Here is an 18,064-nt window from a genome sequence, read left to right as displayed (position 1 = left end):
CGCCCGGGTGGCGGAACTGGTAGACGCGGGGGGCTTAAACCCCCCTTCCACTCCGGTGGAGTGTGGGTTCGACTCCCACCCCGGGCACCTCGCAGCACGCGCTGCGGCGATCACGTCGATGGCATCGGACTTGCCGGCCCGATGACGGGCCTGACGGTTGGGGCGGTCGACCTCGACCACGTTGATGCCCTTGCCGGTGAGGTGTCGAGCGAGCCCGACACCGTAGGAGCCGGTGCCCTCGACACCGACCATGCTGATGGTGCCGAAGCCAGCCAGCCAGGCGACGAGGCGGCGGAAACCGCCGACGGTGGTGTCGAACGTCTCGACGCCGAGCACACCTCCGTTCGCGTCGATCGCAGCTGCGACGTGGAACTCGAGGTGGGTGTCGACACCGCCGGTGACGGTGATCGTGGGGTTCTCTACGATGGTCATTGCCATCCCTTTCACGTTGAAGGAGTCAGGGTTGGCACGCACCTGCCGGGACGGCGACATCAGCTGCGAGAGCTGTTGGCGCAGTCCTCGATCACAGTCGTCGCCCGACCGGTGGGTGCCGTTCCCGAACACGGCCGACCGGTCATTCGAAAGACAGCCGAGCGTCAGCCGGTTCGCGAGTCAGACCAGGTCGGGAACGACGCCGAACCTACGCAGCAACCCCAACGGTGATCGAGGCCCACGCACGCCCGGTGCACCCACCAACATCCTCCCTGCCGGCTATGCGCTCGATGTTGAGAGGCTTGGTTGCGTCGTTCTGATCGTCTCCGGCTCGGGCGCGCAAGGTGCCCCTTGGCTCGAGCGGGTTACCTGCAGGGGCTGGCCTGGTAGTCCTGGTGGCCACGGTTGGGTTGGCATGCGCTGGCCCAGTCGATGCGCTCGATGCGGAAGCCCGGTTGGTCCAGGGAGATGCGCATGACGAGACGTGTGCCGTGTCCTGAGTCGTCGAGGAATCCTTCGGTCGTCACGGTCACGACGACGATCGAGTCTTCGACGGATTCTTGGTGGATCGTTCGTAGCTCTGCTGGCGACGACGGTGGACCAGCGACTGCGTTCGCGAAGGTGATCGGGCTGGTGCCCCACGGCCACACGTGCGACTGGCCAGAGATGGGCCAGTCAATAGTGTCGAGGTAGTCGTCGAGGCCGACTGGTGTCACTGTGCCGGCGTCTATGTCGATCCGCAGATCGGGGTCCCAGCCGGTCGCTGGGTGCTCGAACGGGGCGAGTCGGGCGAACCGGTCGCCGTTGGGCACGAGTAGGGTGCCTTGTGGCTCGAGCACCAGTTGCCCGTCGAGAGCGGTCCAATCCAGGGGCAGCTCGACGTATTCGACGGTCCCGTCGCGCCAGCCGCGGATGAGCTCGGTACGCATGCCACCGGTGGTTTCGGAGTACGTCGCGATGAATCCGCCGTCGAAGGTCGGCATCACCGCACTCATCCCGGGCTGTTCGGCGATGACCTGGCGGTCATCGATTCTCCATTGCCAGTTGTGGGCCTGAACGAGGTTGTTGGCGTCGTCGAATGCACCCAGCGGAATCGGCGACGGGGTGTCACCGTCTCGGCTGACCCACGTCACGACAGGAGGCGCGTCCAATGATGGGCGAGGGCCCTGGTCGTACCAGCCGCTGACGACGAGGCCGGTCGGGGCCGCCAAGACGTCCGCATCGAAGATCGGTAGCAGCGCTGAGAAGCGTTCGATCAGGCGGCCGGTGTCACCGGCTGTGAGCGATACTGCGATCACGTCCGATGGCGACGGCCAGTCGTTGTCGAGCGCGAAGTACACGACGTCGTCGGGGCCGGCAGCCAGCAGTGACGCATCGATGTACTCCTCGGACAGCGTGAACGCGACCGGTTCAGTCCCCTCGCGGCGCTCTCGTGTGACGCGACGATCGAGCGGGTCGTAGCTGACCGGGATGCCTTGTGGATCGACCACCACCTGCGTGCATCGGCGTTGGTTGAGCTGTTGCTGCTGCCACCACACGTCGCCGCAGACACGACCGATTCCCGCGAACTCCCAGTTCCATCCGACCAACGCCGCCGCCAGATCGGCGGGAGGCTCAGCACCGGGATCGGGCGGGGCCGCCGGATCGGCATCGTCGTTCTGCGGCTGCTCGCCTTCGGCGGCGAGAACCCAGCGCCAGCCCACAGCAGAGGTCTGCGCGGTCGTCGTCGTACCGTTGTCATAGGTGATGTGCGCCAGCTCGATGCCGGATCGCTCGAAGGCAACCGATTCGGCGGTGATCCAGAAGCGGTGCTCGAACGTTCCCGACAGCTCGGCGGGTTCGACGGCGATGCTGTCGCCGCCGTCGGTGACGAACTCGATCCGAGCGACGTCGGCTTCGGCGACACCGGCCGTGAACGAACCATCCGGACCGATACCGCTGATCACGGCAACCACCGGAGTGCGCGGCTCGGTCCGCGCACTACACGACCCCGAGGCGGAACCGTTGGGGGCGATGATGCGCACGCAATACACGCCATTGACACCATGCGCGACGACCTCCACCTCATCCAACTTCGCCACCGTCACGAACTCGCCGTCGTCGATCGAGAGCCGCGCAACATCGAAGTCATCATCGGGAACCGGCACGAGACCCGCTGCGAGCGCGATGAGCACATCGCGCTCGCCGATCGTCTCCAGCATCACGATGCGACCGTTGACGTCGCGTTCGAGCCAATGCGCGAACACGACACCGTCATCGTCCACGATCGACCGCGCCCGCCACTCGATCCCCGCCACGTCGACGGTCTCGTCCGTCGCGGATGGCGCCTCGGTCGCGGTGACCGGTCCCTCCTCGGCCGCGTCGCTGTCACCTTGATCGGTGGACGTTCGCGCCCAGATCGTCACCTCGGCGACATCATCGCCGCCCACCAGCACACGCCCGCCCACAGGGCCGCCGACACCGTCTTCGAACGCGACGATCATCTCATAGCCGTCGGGGAGAACACCGGGCACAACCCAGTCGCCCTCCGACAAGCCAGCAAGCGGATCGACAACGATCCCCGGTGCGTCGTCGTCGATGGTCGGCTCGTCGACCGGGATGTCCTCGCCGGCAGTCGCTGGCGTCGTGGCGCTGTCACCGCTACACGCCATCAGGCCAAGCGCGGCGAACAACGCGAGCACACGGCACCTCACGGCTCCGATGATCCGCTCATCCCAAGCGCGCGACCAGGGTCGTACGGCCCGCAGTCGGACCGCCATCGACGGAGCGCCACTCGGTACCGCGACCACCGACAGTGGCTGGTGGGGCGGAGCGCACCGCGCCGATCGTCGTGCCGGTTCAGAGCGGGCATCGGCGTGTCCGGCGGACGATGTTCTGATCGGCTGATCACCTCGTGCGAGGTGACAACAAGCGTCGCGCAGGTTCATGCGCGACCCTCGCTCGCACCGACGGATGCGTTGGTCAGGGCCGGCCGATCGCCGAATCGGAGTTGTTCACGACAGCGATCTCGCCATAGGTGTTGTCGAGGCATTCCCGGGCGAGGCCTGCCGCGTCCGCGCCTGCGAGCCTCTCGATGTCGTCGACGTAGAGATAGCCACCGCCCCCGTACACCTCATCGTCCGCCGACAGCGCTTCGCCGTTCGGCGTAACGACCGCCTGATCGTCGTCATCCCACCGAGTGCCTGACGGCCACAACACGGGGTAGCGCTCCCCGACCTCGTCGAGTGCGACGTACAGGCAGTCACCTTCGAGCTCCAAGACGCCACGTACCTCGGCATCCATCTGATCGCCGCTGCCGGACGAGTTCGGATAGCGCATCACCGGTCCATCCACGGCGCTGCCCGAGGATCCGCACGACGCGAGGCTGCCCGCGACAGCGGCCAGGAACACTCGCTGAGCCACTCGTCCGAGGGCGGGCGCATCATCGGAACCGCGTCGAGTCATGACCAATCGGCGCTCATCGTTCCACACGGCGCCCACTGACGGTGGGCAGCGCCCCGCAACCCTCGCAGCGCTCGGCGTGCCGGATCCCGCGTGGGTCGAACGGCGCCCCTGCAGCCGTGGACACGCATGCCACAAATCGGGCGGCGTGGTCGCGTTCTCGAGCGCAAGAAGCGCGGCAATGCAGACTCGGCCCGCGCAGGTTCTGCAACGGGCTACCTTGCAGCCATGAGCGGCGCGAGCGACTCTCCCGGAGAAGTCTCACCGCACGCCGCGCCAGAGCAACAGATCGTTGAGCACATCGCAGCGTCCGACGTACTCGATGTCGCGTCTGGGCTTGCCGAAGTGCCGGTCGATCATCTCATCGAACACGGGAGGGAGCTTCCCCTGGTTGGGACACTCGTGTCCCTCGGTCGAATCGGGTACCACGTGCGCGACTACTTCACTCGCAAGCTGATGACGTTCTACCGACAGCTAGCCACGACTCCCGAACCTCAGCTCATCGCATTCGTGCAGCGACTTCGGGACGACGGTGATCTCAATCGCGCAGGGGAAATGCTGTTGGAGGTACTCGACAAGGCCACCACAGCCGAGAAGGCGCACCTCCTAGGCCAGCTCTACTCGTACTGCATCGTCACTGGAGTGCCATGGGCCGATTGCGAGCGGATGAGCGAGATGATCACGATGGCGTACGTCGATGATCTCCGTTACTTCCAGCGGGTACGGCGCGACGGGATCGGAGAGACGGGCGACGAGGTGGAGCACCTGCTCGCTCTCGGATACCTCGTTCGCGAGAAGAAGAAGTTCGGCGACCGGATCATGGAGCAGGTTCGGCCGACCCTCTCGACCTATGGAGAGCATCTGAGCGCCGCCTTCGCCAACTGAGCCGTCCCGACGGTTCAAGCTGCACCGCATCGAGTGCTCAGAAACGTTCAGCGGCCGAACCGAGCGGCAATCCCTTGCCCAGCGCGGAAACGGCACTTCTAGCGCGCCGGCACCTATACCCCAATCGTCGAGACAGCGGCACCCCGGTGGGTGGGTCGGCCTCGAGCGTCAGAGCTTCTTGAGCGGCGCCCAAGCGAGCGCGAGGTGCTTCTGGCCGACGCCGGCGAAGTTGATGACTGCTTCGGCCTTCTCGCCGGTGCCGGAGATGTCGATGATGACGCCCTCGCCGAACGCGGGGTGGGCGACGTCGTCGCCGACCTTGAGGCCGAGCTCTTGTGAGTTCGACGGCTGTGGTGCGCTGGCGGCGCGCATCGCCGACTCGACGATCCGGTCGCGGTGGGCGTCCTGCGCCTCGGATCCGCCGGCGCTGCGGTCCCTCCGGCGGAACGGTGGGGGCTCGTCGTAGCCCCGCTCGTCACGGTCGCGGTAGCTCTGCCGGCCGTAGCTCGACCTGCCGGTCACGTTGCCCTTGGCCTCGACCAGTTCGGCGGGGATCTCGTCGAGGAACCGCGACGGCGGGTTGTACTGCGTGCTCCCGAAGAGCATGCGGCTCCACGCATGTGAGATGAAGAGCCGCTGCATCGCCCGCGTGATTCCGACGTAGGCGAGCCGTCGCTCCTCCTCCATCTCGTCGGGCTCGGTGAGCGCCCGGTTGTGCGGGAACACACCTTCCTCGACGCCGACGATGAAGACGGCGGGGAACTCGAGCCCCTTCGCCGAGTGGAGGGTCATCAGCACGACCTGATCGTCGTCGTCCAGCTCGTCGGTGTCGGCCACCAGCGAGACCTGCTCGAGGAACTCGTCGAGCACGGTGAACTCGCGCGCCGAGCCGACGAGCTCGCCGAGGTTCTCGACGCGACCGTGGGATTCGACGGTGTCCTCCGCCTCGAGCTCGCCGAGGTAGCCCGAGCCGTCGATGGCGGCCTGCAGCAGGTCGCCAGGGCCGACGGCGTCGTCGTCGACCATCGCGTTGAGCCGGTCGAGCAGCTCGACGAAGGACGCCAGCCCGCGGCGAGCCGGGCCGCTGACCCCGGCCTCCTCGGCGTGCCGCATCGCCTCGACGAACGGGACGCCCATCTCGGCGGCGTAGTCGTCGAGCCGGCTCACGCTGGTGTCGCCGATGCCGCGCTTGGGGACGTTGATGATCCGCTTGACGCTGACCTCGTCGAGCGGGTTCACCACGGCGCGGAGATATGCCATCGCGTCCTTGATCTCGCGACGGTCGTAGAAGCGCGTGCCACCGACGACCTTGTACGGCACGCCGAGACGCATGAACGCCTCTTCGATGACGCGCCCCTGCGCGTTGGTGCGGTAGAGCACGGCCATCTCGCGCCAGTTCAACGCGTCGTCGCGGTGCAGCTGTTGTGTGGTGCCGGCCACCCACATCGCCTCGTCGCCCTCGTCCTCGGCGTGGTAGCGGACGATGCGCTCGCCGCCGCCGGAGTCGGTCCAGAGGTTCTTCGGCTTGCGCTCGACGTTGTGGTCGATCACTGCGTTCGCGGCGTCGAGGATGGTCTGCGTCGACCGGTAGTTCTGGTCGAGCACGATCGTGGTGACGTCGGGGAACGCGTCCTCGAACTGCAGGATGTTCCGGAAGTCGGCGCCCCGGAACTTGTAGACGCTGTTGTGCACGACCACGCGGTTGGCGACGTACGTGTGGACCTCTGCCACCTCCAGGTCGTACACGGGTCCGCTGTAGCGCTCGAGGCAGACGTCGTCGACGGACGCCGTCTCGATGCGACCCGCGTCGCCGGTCACGACCAGGAGCTCCATGCCGGGGAGCGCGTTCGCGATGGGCATCAGGTCGTACGTGACACCGGCATGGCTCAAGCGCCGGCGCACCTCGAGCCCGCCGGCCGCCGCCAACCGCTTGGCATCGTCGAGGGCAGCTGCGTAGCTCTTGTAGACCGTCTCGTATCGGAGACTGCGGCTCTTGCCCGATCGAAGCACGTACCCCGCGGCCTGCAGCCGCTGCGCGACGTCGACCCGGTTCGACGACCACTGCACCCGGTGATAGCCGATCTCGCCTCGACGATCGGAGAACATCGTCAGGTTAACGGTCGCTCGACGGGCGCCGTTCTGCGGGCGATGGTGGGGGAACTCGGCGCTGAGCTGACGGTCGGCGAGCAGCTGCTTCGCCCGCGTCGCAGTGTCGACGTCGCGGTACAGCCGGTCGAGCCAAGCCTGGTCCATGGCGAGACCGCGACCGACATCGTGGAAGCACACGGTCGGCAGCCCGTACTCGGCTGCGAACCACGCCTCCCAGTACGCAGCCTCGGCCATCGATGGACAGACCTCGAGGACCCACGCCGCGTCGGCGTGCTCCTGGTTGCAGCGGACGAACAGGCCATGCTTCGTGACGCCCTGCCGCGCCGATCGTGCGCCGACGGTTCGACCGATGCGCCAACCGCGGTCGGCGCGGTACATCAGATAGACGAGCCACGTGTCGGGCTGCGGAACCAGCCGCATGGGCACGAAGTGCTCGGGCGTCGCGACAACCGTGCGATCGCCCACTGTCACGCGAACCACGTCGCCGTCGAAACGGCCCTCATGCACGTGGGTCACCTCGGCGGGCACCACGTGTGGCCGTTGACTCGCACCGGTCACCATGTCGCCGACCGAGATGGTCTCGATCGCGCGCAGGCCATCGGGCGTCTCGACCAACGTGCCGGGCAGGAGGCACTGGTCGGTGTCTCCCACCACGCAGACCTGGTGGTGGTCGCCGGCGAGCAGGAGCACGATCTCGTTCTGCGCCTGGTTCGTGTCCTGGAACTCGTCGACCAGGATGTGCCGGAACCGGCGGCGGTAGTGATCGAGCACGTCGGGGTGTTCACGGAACAGCTCGACCACCTTCAGCAGCAGGTCGTCGAAGTCCATGGCGCCGGCCTTCTTGAGCCGGGTCTGATATTCGGCGTACACGTCGGCGTGCTTGCGATCGAAGATGTTGGCGGCACGGGTCGCCGCCTCGTCGGGGCTCACGAGCTCGTTCTTCCAGAGCGAGATCAGCCCGTGCACGCCCCGCGGCGTGAACCGCTTGGCGTCGAGACCGAGGTCGCGGATGACGTATCCCGTCAGCCGCACGGCGTCGGCCTGGTCGTAGATCGAGAAGTTGCGCGGATAGTCGAGCGCTTCGCCGTCGCGACGGAGGATGCGGACACATGCCGAGTGGAACGTCGAGACCCACATCGCCTTGACGACCGGTCCGACCAGTTCGCCGACGCGCTCGCGCATCTCGGCGGCCGCCTTGTTCGTGAACGTGATCGCGAGGATCTCGGACGGCCGGCTGCCCTGGTCGATGAGGTGGGCGATGCGGTGGGTCAGCACCCGGGTCTTGCCCGACCCGGCACCCGCGACGACGAGCAGCGGACCGTCGCGGTGCACGACCGCGTCGAGCTGATCGGGGTTCAGCCCCTGTGTGAACGGGCTCGGCACCTCGGACAACGGCGGCGCGTCGTCGAACTCGTCGTCGGGCCCTGGCTCGACGGCGTCACCGGCTTCGACGGGATGCGGAACCTCCCCGGTCGGATCGTCGGCGAACGGGTTGTCGGTGAACAGCTCGGGCTGGTCGGGCATCGTCACGACATCCTACGGACGGGGTGTGCCGACACAGGGCGTGCCGGTCTCAGCGGCCGGCGATCGCGGCGACGGTGGGCACCTGCGCCAGGGCGTCGTCGAGGTCGTCGCCGGGGAAGACGTTGATGCTGTGCACGCCGGCGGCCTCGAGCGCAGCCACGTGTGCCAGCGCGTCGTCCATCGTGCCGATCGCGCCGATCTCGATCCAGTGGTCGGCAGGCATGTCGATCAGCGCGTCGGCACCGCCACGCTCGACGCGAGCGTGCATCTCGTCGAAGAACGGCAACACGGTGAACGCCGGGCGCCGCTCGGCGATCAACCCGGCCACGAAGGGGGCGACGAAGCCGTAGGCCTCGCGTCGATCGTCGGCGACCGCCATCATCGTGAACGTCACGACGTGGAAGTCGTCGGGGCGCCCGGCCTGCTCGAGCGCCCAGTCGACGTAGGTCGGTCCCGCTCCCTCGACGAGGATCACCCCATCGGCGACGCGTCCTGCGAGCGCCAGCGACTTCTGCTGCTGCACCCCGGCGACGACCTTGGGGACGATCGCCGGCGGTTGGTCGAGCTGCACCGCGTCGAGCGTCACCTCGCGCCCGGAGAAGCTCACCTCCTCACCCGCGACGAGGCGCTTGACGACCGTGACGGTCTCGTCGAGCGTCGTCAGCGGCGACGGGGTCCGAGCGCCCATCTGGCCCATCCACTCCTGCACGCCGTGCCCGATCCCGGCGACGAAGCGCCCGGGTGCGAGGTTCGCGAGCGTGGCGATCTCCATCGCCGCGATCGCCGGGTTGCGAGCCACGGCCGGCATGATCCCGATGCCGACGTCGAGGCGGTCGGTCACGGCGAGTGCGGCGGCGGCCAGGCTGACGCCTGCGGTGTAGAAGCAGTCCTCGATCAGCCAGAGTTGCTCGACGCCCGCCGCCTCGAGCTGCCGGGCATACGCCGGCAGCTCGACGGCCGGGAACGTGCGATCGAAACAGAGACCTACCCGGGCGCGCGCCATGCAGCGCACCGTACCGGCCCGTGGATGCTCAGTCCCCCACGCGCTCGGGGGTCGAGCCGGCAGCCACCACCGAGCTCGGCCGGTCCTCGCCGTCGACGTCGGCCACCACGAGTTGGTCGCGCCCCAGCTGCTTGGCCTCGAGCAGCGCGGTGTCCGCGCATGCCAGCAGTTGGTCCGTCGTGCACGAACCCCTGCTGGTCGCCAGCCCGATGCTGGCGGTCATCTCGACCTGGCCTCGCGTCGTCGCGATCGGGGTCGATCGAATCGCAGCGCTGACGCGTTCGCAGGCGGCACGCGCGACGTCGCGATCGACGTCGTCGAAGGCGATGAGGAACTCCTCGCCACCGACGCGGCCGACGGTCGCCTCCCCGCGTACGCTCGACTCGATCCGCTGGGCCACGGCGAGCAGCACTTGATCGCCGACCTGGTGTCCGTAGGTGTCGTTGACGAGCTTGAAGTAGTCGAGGTCGATCATGGCCGCCGCACACTCGGTCGGGCGAGCGGTCGCACGGTCGGTCGCGGCCAGGACCGCTCGTCGATTCGGCAGGCCGGTCAGCGCATCCGTCGCCGCCCGTGCCTCGAGCTTGCCGATCGGACGGGTGGCGGGGAAGGCGACCAGCGCGACCAGCAGCATCGAGAGTGCTCCGACGGCGATGATCAACACCTGCTCCCGGTCACGCGCCTCGGTGAGGATGCCGACGAACCCGTCGGTCGGACCGAAGACACCGATCGTCCACTCGCCGTCGCCGATCGGCACCGATCGGAACGCCACGCGAGACGCTCCGGCTTCGCCCTCGAAGCCGTGCACCAGGCCGCGGCCGTCCTGGCCCGCCTCGATCAGCTCGGCGATGGCGGCACGCGCCGACGGGTCGTCGAGCTCGGTGACGCCGACCGTCCGGTAGCCGTCGCCGTCGGGCCGCTGGATGATGGAGGCGTCCGGGTGCGCGACCACCGTGCCGACCTCGTTGACGATCACCGTGCCGCCGTCGTCGCCGACGCGCAGCGTCGTCAGGAACGTCGACAGCGAGGCGAGCTCGATGTCGGCACCGACCACGCCGATCAGCTCGCCGTCGCGGTGGATCGCACGCGCCGCCGTGATGCCGAGCTGCCGGGAGGTGAAGAACACGTAGGGATCGGTCCACGCCACGTCGTCGGGTGAGCCGACCGCCTCCAGGTACCAGGGACGGGTTCGTGGGTCGAACGTGTCGGACGGGTCTGCGGCCTCGTCGGTCACCGCGCCGTCCCGATCGTGGAACACGAGGTTCGTGCGGCGATCTGCGCCGTCGAGGGCGATCGTCTTGGTGCGGTAGCCGTCGTCGGTCCGGCTGACGTACACGAACTCGCCGGACGGGGTGCCGATGAAGGCGCCGGCGAGCTGCGGCGAGCGCTCGAGCGCAGCGAGGAACGTGCCGGCGAAGTCCTGCGGTTCCACGGATGGTTCGGCCGCCAGACCGCTCGAGATCGCCACGATCGACTCGGCGGGGGCGACGTGGGCGCGCACCCGGTCGGCCGATTCCGCGGCCGCGGTGCTGAGCAGCGCATCGGTGTGCTCGGAGACGGCCGAATCCGTCAGGCGACCGGACGCAGCGATGAGCGCGGCGACCGTGCCCACCTGGGCGATCAACAGGCCGACGAACACCGCCAGCCGGAACCGGGAACGCATGGTTGCGTTATCGACCGCGTGCGGCGCGACTTGAGCGGTGCCAGGCGACCCGGCACGGCGGCGCCGGCCAGGAGAATCGAGGGCCTGCCGCCGCCGCACCACCCATGGCAGCGGCGACAGGCCGGAGCAAAGAACTAGCGAACGATCGCCACCGGTGAGTGGCTGTGCGCAGCTGCGTCGGCACTCGTCGAGCCGAGCAGCATCCCGGCGAAGCCGCCACGCCCGCGGGAGCCGACCACGACGAGGTCCGCCTCACGAGACGCCTCGATCAGGGCGAATCCCGGCGTGCCCCTCACGGCTTCGCCGGTGACCTCGACGCCCGCTGGCGGGTCGCCGGCCGCGTGCATCACACGCCCGACGACCGCCTGTGCGGACTCGTCCATCGCCTCGGTCTCGTTGGCAATGGTCGAGAACATCCCCACGGCGAGTGCGGGGAGGAACCACGAATGGACGACGCGCACCTCTTCGACGCCGTCGAGCTCGTAGGCCCAACGCAGGGCTCGGACCGACTCGTTGTCGTCACCGGTGTCGAGATCGTGATCGTCGACGCCGACCACGACGCGCCGGGGAACGCCACCGTGGTCGCCACGGATGACGACGACCGGGCGGGTCGTGTGATGGATCACGTAGTTCGCGGTCGAACCGAGCATCATCGACATGCGCCCCTTGCCGCGATGGCCGACGACGATCATCGCCGCATCGCGCTCGTCGGCCTCCTCGACCAGCGCACGGCCGGCGTGGCCTTCGCGTGCGATCGGCAGGAGGCGGTCGTCGTCGCTCTCCTCGACGAGCTCGGCGAGACCTTCGGTCGCGTACTTCTCGACCTCGTTGGGATCGATCGCGACGACCATGTCGTAGCCGGTCACCAGCGGGATCTCCCAGGCATGGACGACGGCGATCTGGTCGGTCGGCCCGGCGACCTGCCGCGCCCAGATCAGGGCGTCGGCCGATTCGGGGCTCGCGTCGGCGCCGACGACGATCGTGCGCACGTCATCCATGAAGCCTCCTCTCGACCGGTGGCCAGGGTGGCCCCGCAACGCGATGGTGCGCCCGGCATCGCCGGGCGCACCAGGGCCGTTGGGCCCAATCGCTTGGGGGTATGGACCGGTCAGGCGTCGGGGCCGTTGCCGCCGCGACCGGGGCGGACATCGTCGATGCCCTCGGTGATCCGTTCCTCGATCTCGGCGAGCTTGTCGGCCGCCTCGTCGGCGGTCATGCGCTCGTTCTCGACGGCCTGTTCGAGCCGCTCGGAGGCCTGCTCGACCAGTGCCGCGATCACGGCATCGACATCGGCGCCGTTCTCCTCGGCGATGTCGGCGACGGACTTGCCGTCGCGCAGCCCGTCACGCAGCGTCTCCCGGTCGATACCGATGGCGTCCGCGACGACCTGGCTCGCACGTGCGTGCCCGTTCCGGCCCCGGTGCCCGCGACGGCCCTCGCGTTCGGGGCGGTTCTCGACGAGGTGGTCGGCGACGGCGTCGGCCTGCTCGGCCGTGATGGTCGAGTCGTCGACCAGCGGCTGCAGCAGCTCGCGCAGGCGCTCGCCCGGCTCGGGGCGCTCGCCGTCGACCGGCACCTCGGCGTCGCCGTCGTCCTGCAGCGCGACGACCGCCTCGGTGGTCCCGACGTCGTCGTCGCTCGCTGCGCTCGTGAGCGATGGCATCGTCATCAGCAGGCCGACGGCGCTGCCGCCGAGCACGCCGGCGGTCACACCGATCGCCGTGTTGCGCTTGGCCGTGCTCGTCGCGCGGGGGTTGGTCATGGTCGTTGTCCTTTCGGGGGGTTCGATGTCCACACGATGAACGCCCCGATTGTGAATCGAACCAGGAGCAGTTGAGAACCAGGTAAGAGGTCGTCAGGCCGGCGCTGCGACCAGCCGGAACGCGACCTCGGCGCCGCCGCCGTCACGGTTGCGGGCCCATGCGTCGCCGCCGTGGCGTTGCGCCACCTCGCGCACGATCGAGAGGCCCAGCCCCGAGCCGGGGAGGGTTCTCGCGGCCTCGGCCCGGTGGAACCGGTCGAAGATGCCCTCCAGCTCGGACTCCGGGATGCCCGGGCCGCGGTCGGCGACGGTCACCACCCCGCCTCGGACACTCACCTCGATCGGGCCTCCCGACGGGTCGAACTTGCACGCGTTGTCGATCATGCACGACACGGCCCGCTGCACCCCCGACCGTTGCGCGACGACCGTGGTCGGCTCGGTGAGCACCTCGATCCGCCGGTTGACCCGCCGCTCGAACCGCTCGGCGACGTCGGCGACGACCTCGGCGAGATCGAACGGCGCCGCCGACTCGTCCGACAGCTCACCGCTCGCGAGGGCGATGATCTCGTTGACCAGGTCGGTGAGCTCCTCGGTCTCGGCGTGCAGGTCGCCGACGATGGCATGCCGGTCGTCGTCGCCGAGGTCCGGGTAGCGGCGCAGCGTGTCGAGGTTGGTGCGCAGGCTCGTGAGCGGCGTGCGCAGCTCGTGCCCGGCGTCCTGGACCAACCTGCGCTGGTCGTCCTTCGAACGTGCCAGGGCGGCGATCATGCGGTCGAATGCTGCGCTGAGGCGGCCGACCTCGTCGGACCCGCGCTCCCCCACCGCCACGTCGAGCGACCCGGTGGCCTCGACGTGTTCGGCGGCCGTCGTGAGCCGGCGCAGCGACGCGGTGACCCGACCGGCGATCCACAGGCCGGCCCCGGTCGCAGCGGCACCCACGAGCAGGACCAGCAGCAGCGTCCTCGTCTGCAGGCTGCCGAGCACACGGTTGACCTCGTCGAGCGGCCGCCCGATCTGGACGACGCCTCGCTGGAACCCGATGCTGCGCACGCGGTACGGCCCGTCGACCGTGTCGACCGTCCTGAACGTGTCGACCCGCGCCCGCCCCATCACGGCTCGTTCCGCGTCGGTGACCGAGATCGGCTCGGTGAACGTCGACTGGGCGACCGTGCCGTCGGTCAACACGACCTGCGCGTCGAGCTGCGACAGCGGGCCGCGGGCCGGGATCGAGTCCGGGTTGAGCCGACGCTCGCCGATGAACGGTTCGATGTCGAGCAGCGATCGATCGACCTCGCTGAACAGCCGCTCGCGTGTCGTCCGGTAGCTGATCGCGCCGACCACGATCGTCGCTGCGCAGGCAATGGTCGCGAGCGCCAGCGCGATCTTCCAGCGAAGGCTCATGTCGTGTCGACGCGGGCCACGTAGCCGACTCCGCGGACGGTGTGGATCAGCCGGGCCTCGCCCCCCTCTTCGGTCTTGCGCCGGAGGTATCCGACGTACACGGCCAGGTTCTTCGAGTCGGGTCCGAAGTCGTAGTTCCAGATCCGCTCGTAGATCGTCGTGTGGTCGAGCACGATCCCGGCGTTCCGCACGAGCAGCTCGAGCAGATCGAACTCGGTCTTGCTGAGATCGATCTCGCGGCTGCCGCGGACCACTCGCCTGCCCGCCGGCTCGAGCCGCAGGTCGCCGAGCTCGAAGGCGTCGTCCCGGCGGTCGTCGCCGGGCTCGGTGTCGAGCTGCGCACGGCGCGACAACGCTCGCATGCGAGCGAACAACTCGTCGAGATCGAACGGCTTCGGGAGGTAGTCGTCGGCGCCGGCGTCGAGCCCCGCGACGCGGTCGCTCGTCTCGGTGCGCGCGGTCAGCATCAGGATCGGGACCTGGTTGTTCTCGGAACGCAGGACGCGACAGACCGTGAGGCCGTCGACGACCGGCATGGAGACGTCGAGGATCACGAGCTCGGCGGGTTGCTCACGCAAGGCATCGAGGGCCATCGCTCCGTTGCTGACGGCGCGCGTGTCGTACCCCTCGAGGTTCAGGGCGCGGGTCAACGACTCCCGCACCGCCCGGTCGTCCTCCGCCAGCAACACCTGCACGGCACGAGTACACCAGAAACAGGTGTGGATTCGGTGAGAATGGCCCGATGCGTGCCTACGCGCTGGTCTGTAGCGGCGCTGTCGTCGGCGCGTCGCTGCGCTGGGCCGTCGGCGAGCTGGTCCCCGTCGGCGGCGAGGGGTTCCCGTATCCGACGCTGGTCGTGAACGTCGTGGGGTGCGTGCTCGCGGGGCTCGCCGCCCGGTACCTCGTCGCGGGCTCCGACCGCTGGCTGGCGGTCGTGACGGGTGGCATGGGCGGGCTCACCACCTACTCGGCGTTCGCGGCCGAGACGCGCCTCCTGGTCGACACCGACCAGGCCGGGCTCGCGCTGGTCTACGTCGCGACCTCGGTGATCGCCGGTCTCGCTGCCACCACGCTCGCACGCGGCGACTGGACACGCCCGTGACACCGGTGCTGTTCGTGCTGGCCAGCGCGTTGGGCGCCGCCGTGCGGCTGCGAGTCAACCAGTACGGCTGGACGTGGATCAGCACGCTGGTCGTCAACGTCGTCGGCGCCTTCGGTCTCGGATGGCTGCTGGCGGGCGACCCGTCCGACGGTGTCGCCACCGTCGTCGGGACCGGCTTCTTCGGATCGCTCACAACGTTCAGCATGTTCGCGCTCGAGGCGACGAGCGGACCGACGCGCCGGCGCATCGCGATCATCGCCAGCACGCTGGTCCTCGGCATGCTGGCCGCCGTGGCCGGCCACGCGGTCCGCTGAGCGTCACTCGGCCTCGGCGAGGCCCGGCCACCGGATCGTGAGCGCGGTGTCCGGCCACGCCGGCGGGTGCTCGGCCAGCCATGCCGCGAGCTCCGCATCGCGGTCCTCGGACAGGCACAGACGCCGCCGGGCGCCGGCGACCAGCGACGTGGCGTCCTCGGCGAACCGCGAGACCGGGCTGCGGGGGCTCGTCGCGTGTTCCGGGTCGAGCCCCAGTTCGGCCACGACAGCGACCAGGTCATCGCCGGTCGGACCGTCGGGCCGGTCGAGATCCCAGAAGTGCCGCCATGCGGCACTCCACGCCGACATCGGGTGGCGGGTCGGCACCTCGAGGACCACGGCGAGCCGTGCGTGCGCCGACAGGGCGAGCAGGAACGGTGCGATGTCGGCCACGTTGTAGGCCACGTTGTGGCACACGACGACATCGGCGACGGGCGTCGCGGGCGCGACCTCCGGCCAGGCGCCGTGGACCGTGCGACGGGCGACCCCCGCCGACTCGGCGGCCTCGACGAACGCGTCGAGCATCGCCCCGCTGCTGTCGACGCCGATCAGCTCGGTCGCCGGAGGCACCAACGCCAACGCGGCCCGGCCGCCTCCGCACCCCACATCGAGCACGGTGCCGCCCGCCGGTGGCAGGACCTCGCGGGCCCATCGCGCGGAGGTGCTCGACCGATCGATCGTGTCGTCGGCGACGAACGTCCGCACGTCGTGGGACCACGGCGAGATCGGGGCCTGGGCGACGATCTCGTCGGGTAGACCCCACGAGCCGAGCTGGTCGGCCCAGCGCTCCGCCGCCGTGGACGCAGGCTCGCCGTCGGCCGGCACGGTCACGACGCGGCGTGGTTCACGATGCGGCGTGGCTCACGACGTGGCGTCGTCCCCGCCGTGTGCGAGCACACGCACCGGCAGCACTCGAGGACCACGGATCTGGCCGACGCTCCACCGCACGTCCCCCGCCAGCTCGAAGCGCGGGAAGCGTCGCACGAACTCCTCGATGGCGACCTTCAGCTCGAGCCGGGCGAGGTTCGAACCCAGACACCGGTGGATGCCGAGCCCGAACGCGGCGTGACGGTTCTCCTCACGATCGATCACGAACTCCTCGGCACGGTCGAACGCAGCCGGGTCACGGTTGGCGGCCGGGAAGGGCAGCAGCACCCACTCGTCGGCCTTCATCGGACAACCGTGGAAGTCGTGGTCCTCCGCGACGAGCCGGGCCATCGTGACCGGCGCATAGGCGCGGAGGAACTCCTCGAGCCCGAACAGCATCACGTCGGGATCGTCGACGATGCGCTGCAGGTCTTCGGGATGATGCGCGAGGTGCCAGATCGACGAGCCGATGGCGCTCCACGTCGTGTCGATGCCCGCGATCAGCAGCAGCACGATCGAGCCGCGCACGTGCTCGTAGCTGAGCTTGTTGCCCTCGAGCTCGACGCCGAGCAGATACGACGTGAGGTCGTCGCGCGGGTTCGCGACGTGATCCTCGATCTGGCGATCGAGGTACTCGTCGAGCTCGGCGAAGCCCTCCTCACGCTCTTCGACGGGGAGGTTGACCTCTTCGAGCACGTTGTGCACGAAGCCTCGGAAGAGCTCCTCGTCCTCGGGCGGGAAGCCGAGCATGCGGGCGATGACGTTGACCGGGATGCTCTGCGCGTACTGCACGGCGGCGTCGACGACGGACTCACCCGCCGTGATGTCGCCCATCCGGTCGAGCAACTCGTTGCAGAGACGCCGGATCTCGGGCTCCCACGGGTTGATCGCCTTCGGCGAGAACGGGGGCAGCAGCAGGCGACGTGCGATCTGGTGGAAGGGCGGGTCGCTCGTGATCGGTGGCGCAGGACCGACCGGCGCCTCGATCACCGGGCGGCCGTTGCTGACGACGACGCTGCGGCTCGTGAAGTGATCGGTGTCGTACGCGACCTCCTTCACGAGCTCGTGGGTGATCGGTGCCCACATGCCGCCGTACCGCTCGGAGTGCGCCACGGGGCAGCCGCCCGCGCGGAGGTCGGCCCAGATCTGGTGGGCGTGCTCGTTGTACTCGGGCTCGGCGTGGTCCAGATCGGTCGCCCAGTCGCTGACGGGTCCGGTGCGCAACGTCATGAGTCGCCCTCGTGCACCGTGATCGCGTACTCGGGGCAGTTGGCGGCGGCGAGCCGCGCCTTCTCCTCGAGGTCCGGTGTCACGCTGCCGTCGCCGATCACGATCGCGGTGCCGTAATCGTCGACGTCGAACAGCTCGGGCGCCAACGCGTAGCAGCGGTTGTGGCCTTGACAGAGATCGGCATTCACCTCGACTCGCATGCGGCGATCGTAGACAGCGGGCCGCGTCGGGCTCTCACCGGCCGGCCGGGCTCGGCCCGCCGGCCCTCGGGCTGGCGAGGTCAGGGGTTCGCTCTCCGTCACCGCCCGTCGCGAACGAACACGGTCAGTGA

The 18,064-nt window shown here is 69.1% G+C and carries 15 protein-coding genes, 1 tRNA gene and 1 pseudogene; 4 read left to right on the top strand and 13 right to left on the bottom strand.

What is annotated here, in order from left to right:
• Window position 1: 1 nt before the first annotated feature.
• A tRNA-Leu gene (locus QNJ12_RS14795) sits at window positions 2-87 on the top strand.
• A 60-nt stretch (window positions 88-147) separates the two neighbouring features.
• On the opposite strand, the pseudogene QNJ12_RS23755 reads toward QNJ12_RS14795, so the two are convergent.
• From QNJ12_RS23755 to QNJ12_RS14780, 3 genes and pseudogenes are all read right to left on the bottom strand, one after another.
• Window positions 148-432: pseudogene (locus QNJ12_RS23755) on the bottom strand (transposase); the annotation flags it as partial.
• A gap of 365 nt (window positions 433-797) precedes the next feature.
• On the bottom strand, window positions 798-3,125 hold the full coding sequence (locus QNJ12_RS14785) for a hypothetical protein (RefSeq protein WP_300623643.1): 2,328 nt from the start codon (window positions 3,123-3,125) through the stop codon (window positions 798-800).
• Window positions 3,126-3,393: 268 nt separating this feature from the next.
• The gene (locus tag QNJ12_RS14780; protein ID WP_300623642.1) at window positions 3,394-3,912 is read right to left on the bottom strand and encodes a hypothetical protein; all 519 of its coding nucleotides are present in this window, start codon (window positions 3,910-3,912) and stop codon (window positions 3,394-3,396) included.
• A gap of 189 nt (window positions 3,913-4,101) precedes the next feature.
• Between QNJ12_RS14780 and QNJ12_RS14775 the strand changes: the two genes are divergently transcribed.
• Window positions 4,102-4,758, top strand: coding sequence for a hypothetical protein (locus QNJ12_RS14775; RefSeq protein ID WP_300623639.1), 657 nt, complete (start codon window positions 4,102-4,104; stop codon window positions 4,756-4,758).
• A gap of 168 nt (window positions 4,759-4,926) precedes the next feature.
• Here QNJ12_RS14775 and QNJ12_RS14770 read toward each other — a convergent pair whose 3' ends face one another.
• The 7 genes from QNJ12_RS14770 to QNJ12_RS14740 all read right to left on the bottom strand — a co-directional run bounded on the left by QNJ12_RS14770 (window position 4,927) and on the right by QNJ12_RS14740 (window position 14,915).
• Window positions 4,927-8,391, bottom strand: coding sequence for a UvrD-helicase domain-containing protein (locus QNJ12_RS14770; protein ID WP_300623637.1), 3,465 nt, complete (start codon window positions 8,389-8,391; stop codon window positions 4,927-4,929).
• 49 nt (window positions 8,392-8,440) lie between these two features.
• Window positions 8,441-9,394 carry an LLM class flavin-dependent oxidoreductase gene (locus tag QNJ12_RS14765; protein WP_300623635.1) on the bottom strand — a complete coding sequence of 318 codons (954 nt, stop codon included), beginning with the start codon at window positions 9,392-9,394 and terminating at the stop codon, window positions 8,441-8,443.
• A 28-nt stretch (window positions 9,395-9,422) separates the two neighbouring features.
• Entirely contained in the window at window positions 9,423-11,057 is a 1,635-nt protein-coding gene (locus QNJ12_RS14760) for a diguanylate cyclase (RefSeq protein ID WP_300623633.1), read from the bottom strand.
• 134 nt (window positions 11,058-11,191) lie between these two features.
• Window positions 11,192-12,055: a universal stress protein gene (locus QNJ12_RS14755; protein WP_300623632.1), complete on the bottom strand. Its 864-nt coding sequence runs from the start codon at window positions 12,053-12,055 to the stop codon at window positions 11,192-11,194.
• 110 nt (window positions 12,056-12,165) lie between these two features.
• Window positions 12,166-12,819, bottom strand: coding sequence for a hypothetical protein (locus QNJ12_RS14750; protein WP_300623631.1), 654 nt, complete (start codon window positions 12,817-12,819; stop codon window positions 12,166-12,168).
• 93 nt (window positions 12,820-12,912) lie between these two features.
• Window positions 12,913-14,220 carry a HAMP domain-containing sensor histidine kinase gene (locus tag QNJ12_RS14745; protein ID WP_300623630.1) on the bottom strand — a complete coding sequence of 436 codons (1,308 nt, stop codon included), beginning with the start codon at window positions 14,218-14,220 and terminating at the stop codon, window positions 12,913-12,915.
• On the bottom strand, window positions 14,217-14,915 hold the full coding sequence (locus tag QNJ12_RS14740) for a response regulator transcription factor (RefSeq protein WP_300623629.1): 699 nt from the start codon (window positions 14,913-14,915) through the stop codon (window positions 14,217-14,219). Before QNJ12_RS14740 ends, QNJ12_RS14745 begins: the two co-directional genes overlap by 4 nt.
• Before the next feature lie 47 nt (window positions 14,916-14,962).
• On the opposite strand from QNJ12_RS14740, the gene QNJ12_RS14735 reads away from it, so the two are divergent.
• Both QNJ12_RS14735 and QNJ12_RS14730 read left to right on the top strand, forming a co-directional pair.
• Entirely contained in the window at window positions 14,963-15,322 is a 360-nt protein-coding gene (locus QNJ12_RS14735; RefSeq protein ID WP_300623627.1) for a CrcB family protein, read from the top strand.
• Window positions 15,319-15,636, top strand: a complete 318-nt coding sequence (locus QNJ12_RS14730; RefSeq protein ID WP_300623625.1) for a CrcB family protein — start codon at window positions 15,319-15,321, stop codon at window positions 15,634-15,636. Before QNJ12_RS14735 ends, QNJ12_RS14730 begins: the two co-directional genes overlap by 4 nt.
• Before the next feature lie 3 nt (window positions 15,637-15,639).
• Here the strand turns inward: QNJ12_RS14730 and QNJ12_RS14725 are convergent, their stop codons facing one another.
• The 3 genes from QNJ12_RS14725 to QNJ12_RS14715 are packed head-to-tail and all read right to left on the bottom strand — an operon-like array spanning window position 15,640 to window position 17,933.
• Window positions 15,640-16,467, bottom strand: coding sequence for a bifunctional 2-polyprenyl-6-hydroxyphenol methylase/3-demethylubiquinol 3-O-methyltransferase UbiG (locus QNJ12_RS14725; RefSeq protein WP_300623624.1), 828 nt, complete (start codon window positions 16,465-16,467; stop codon window positions 15,640-15,642).
• Between the two features lie 30 nt (window positions 16,468-16,497).
• Window positions 16,498-17,733: a cytochrome P450 gene (locus QNJ12_RS14720; RefSeq protein ID WP_300623623.1), complete on the bottom strand. Its 1,236-nt coding sequence runs from the start codon at window positions 17,731-17,733 to the stop codon at window positions 16,498-16,500.
• Window positions 17,730-17,933: a ferredoxin gene (locus QNJ12_RS14715; RefSeq protein WP_300623621.1), complete on the bottom strand. Its 204-nt coding sequence runs from the start codon at window positions 17,931-17,933 to the stop codon at window positions 17,730-17,732. The genes QNJ12_RS14720 and QNJ12_RS14715 overlap by 4 nt, the downstream gene beginning before the upstream one ends.
• Between the last annotated feature and the right edge of the window lie 131 nt (window positions 17,934-18,064).

The sequence above is a fragment of the Ilumatobacter sp. genome, from assembly GCF_030065885.1.
Lineage (GTDB): Bacteria > Actinomycetota > Acidimicrobiia > Acidimicrobiales > Ilumatobacteraceae > Ilumatobacter.
The sequence above is the reverse complement of the archived record's forward strand: the minus strand, read 5'-3'. Positions and strand labels throughout refer to the sequence as shown.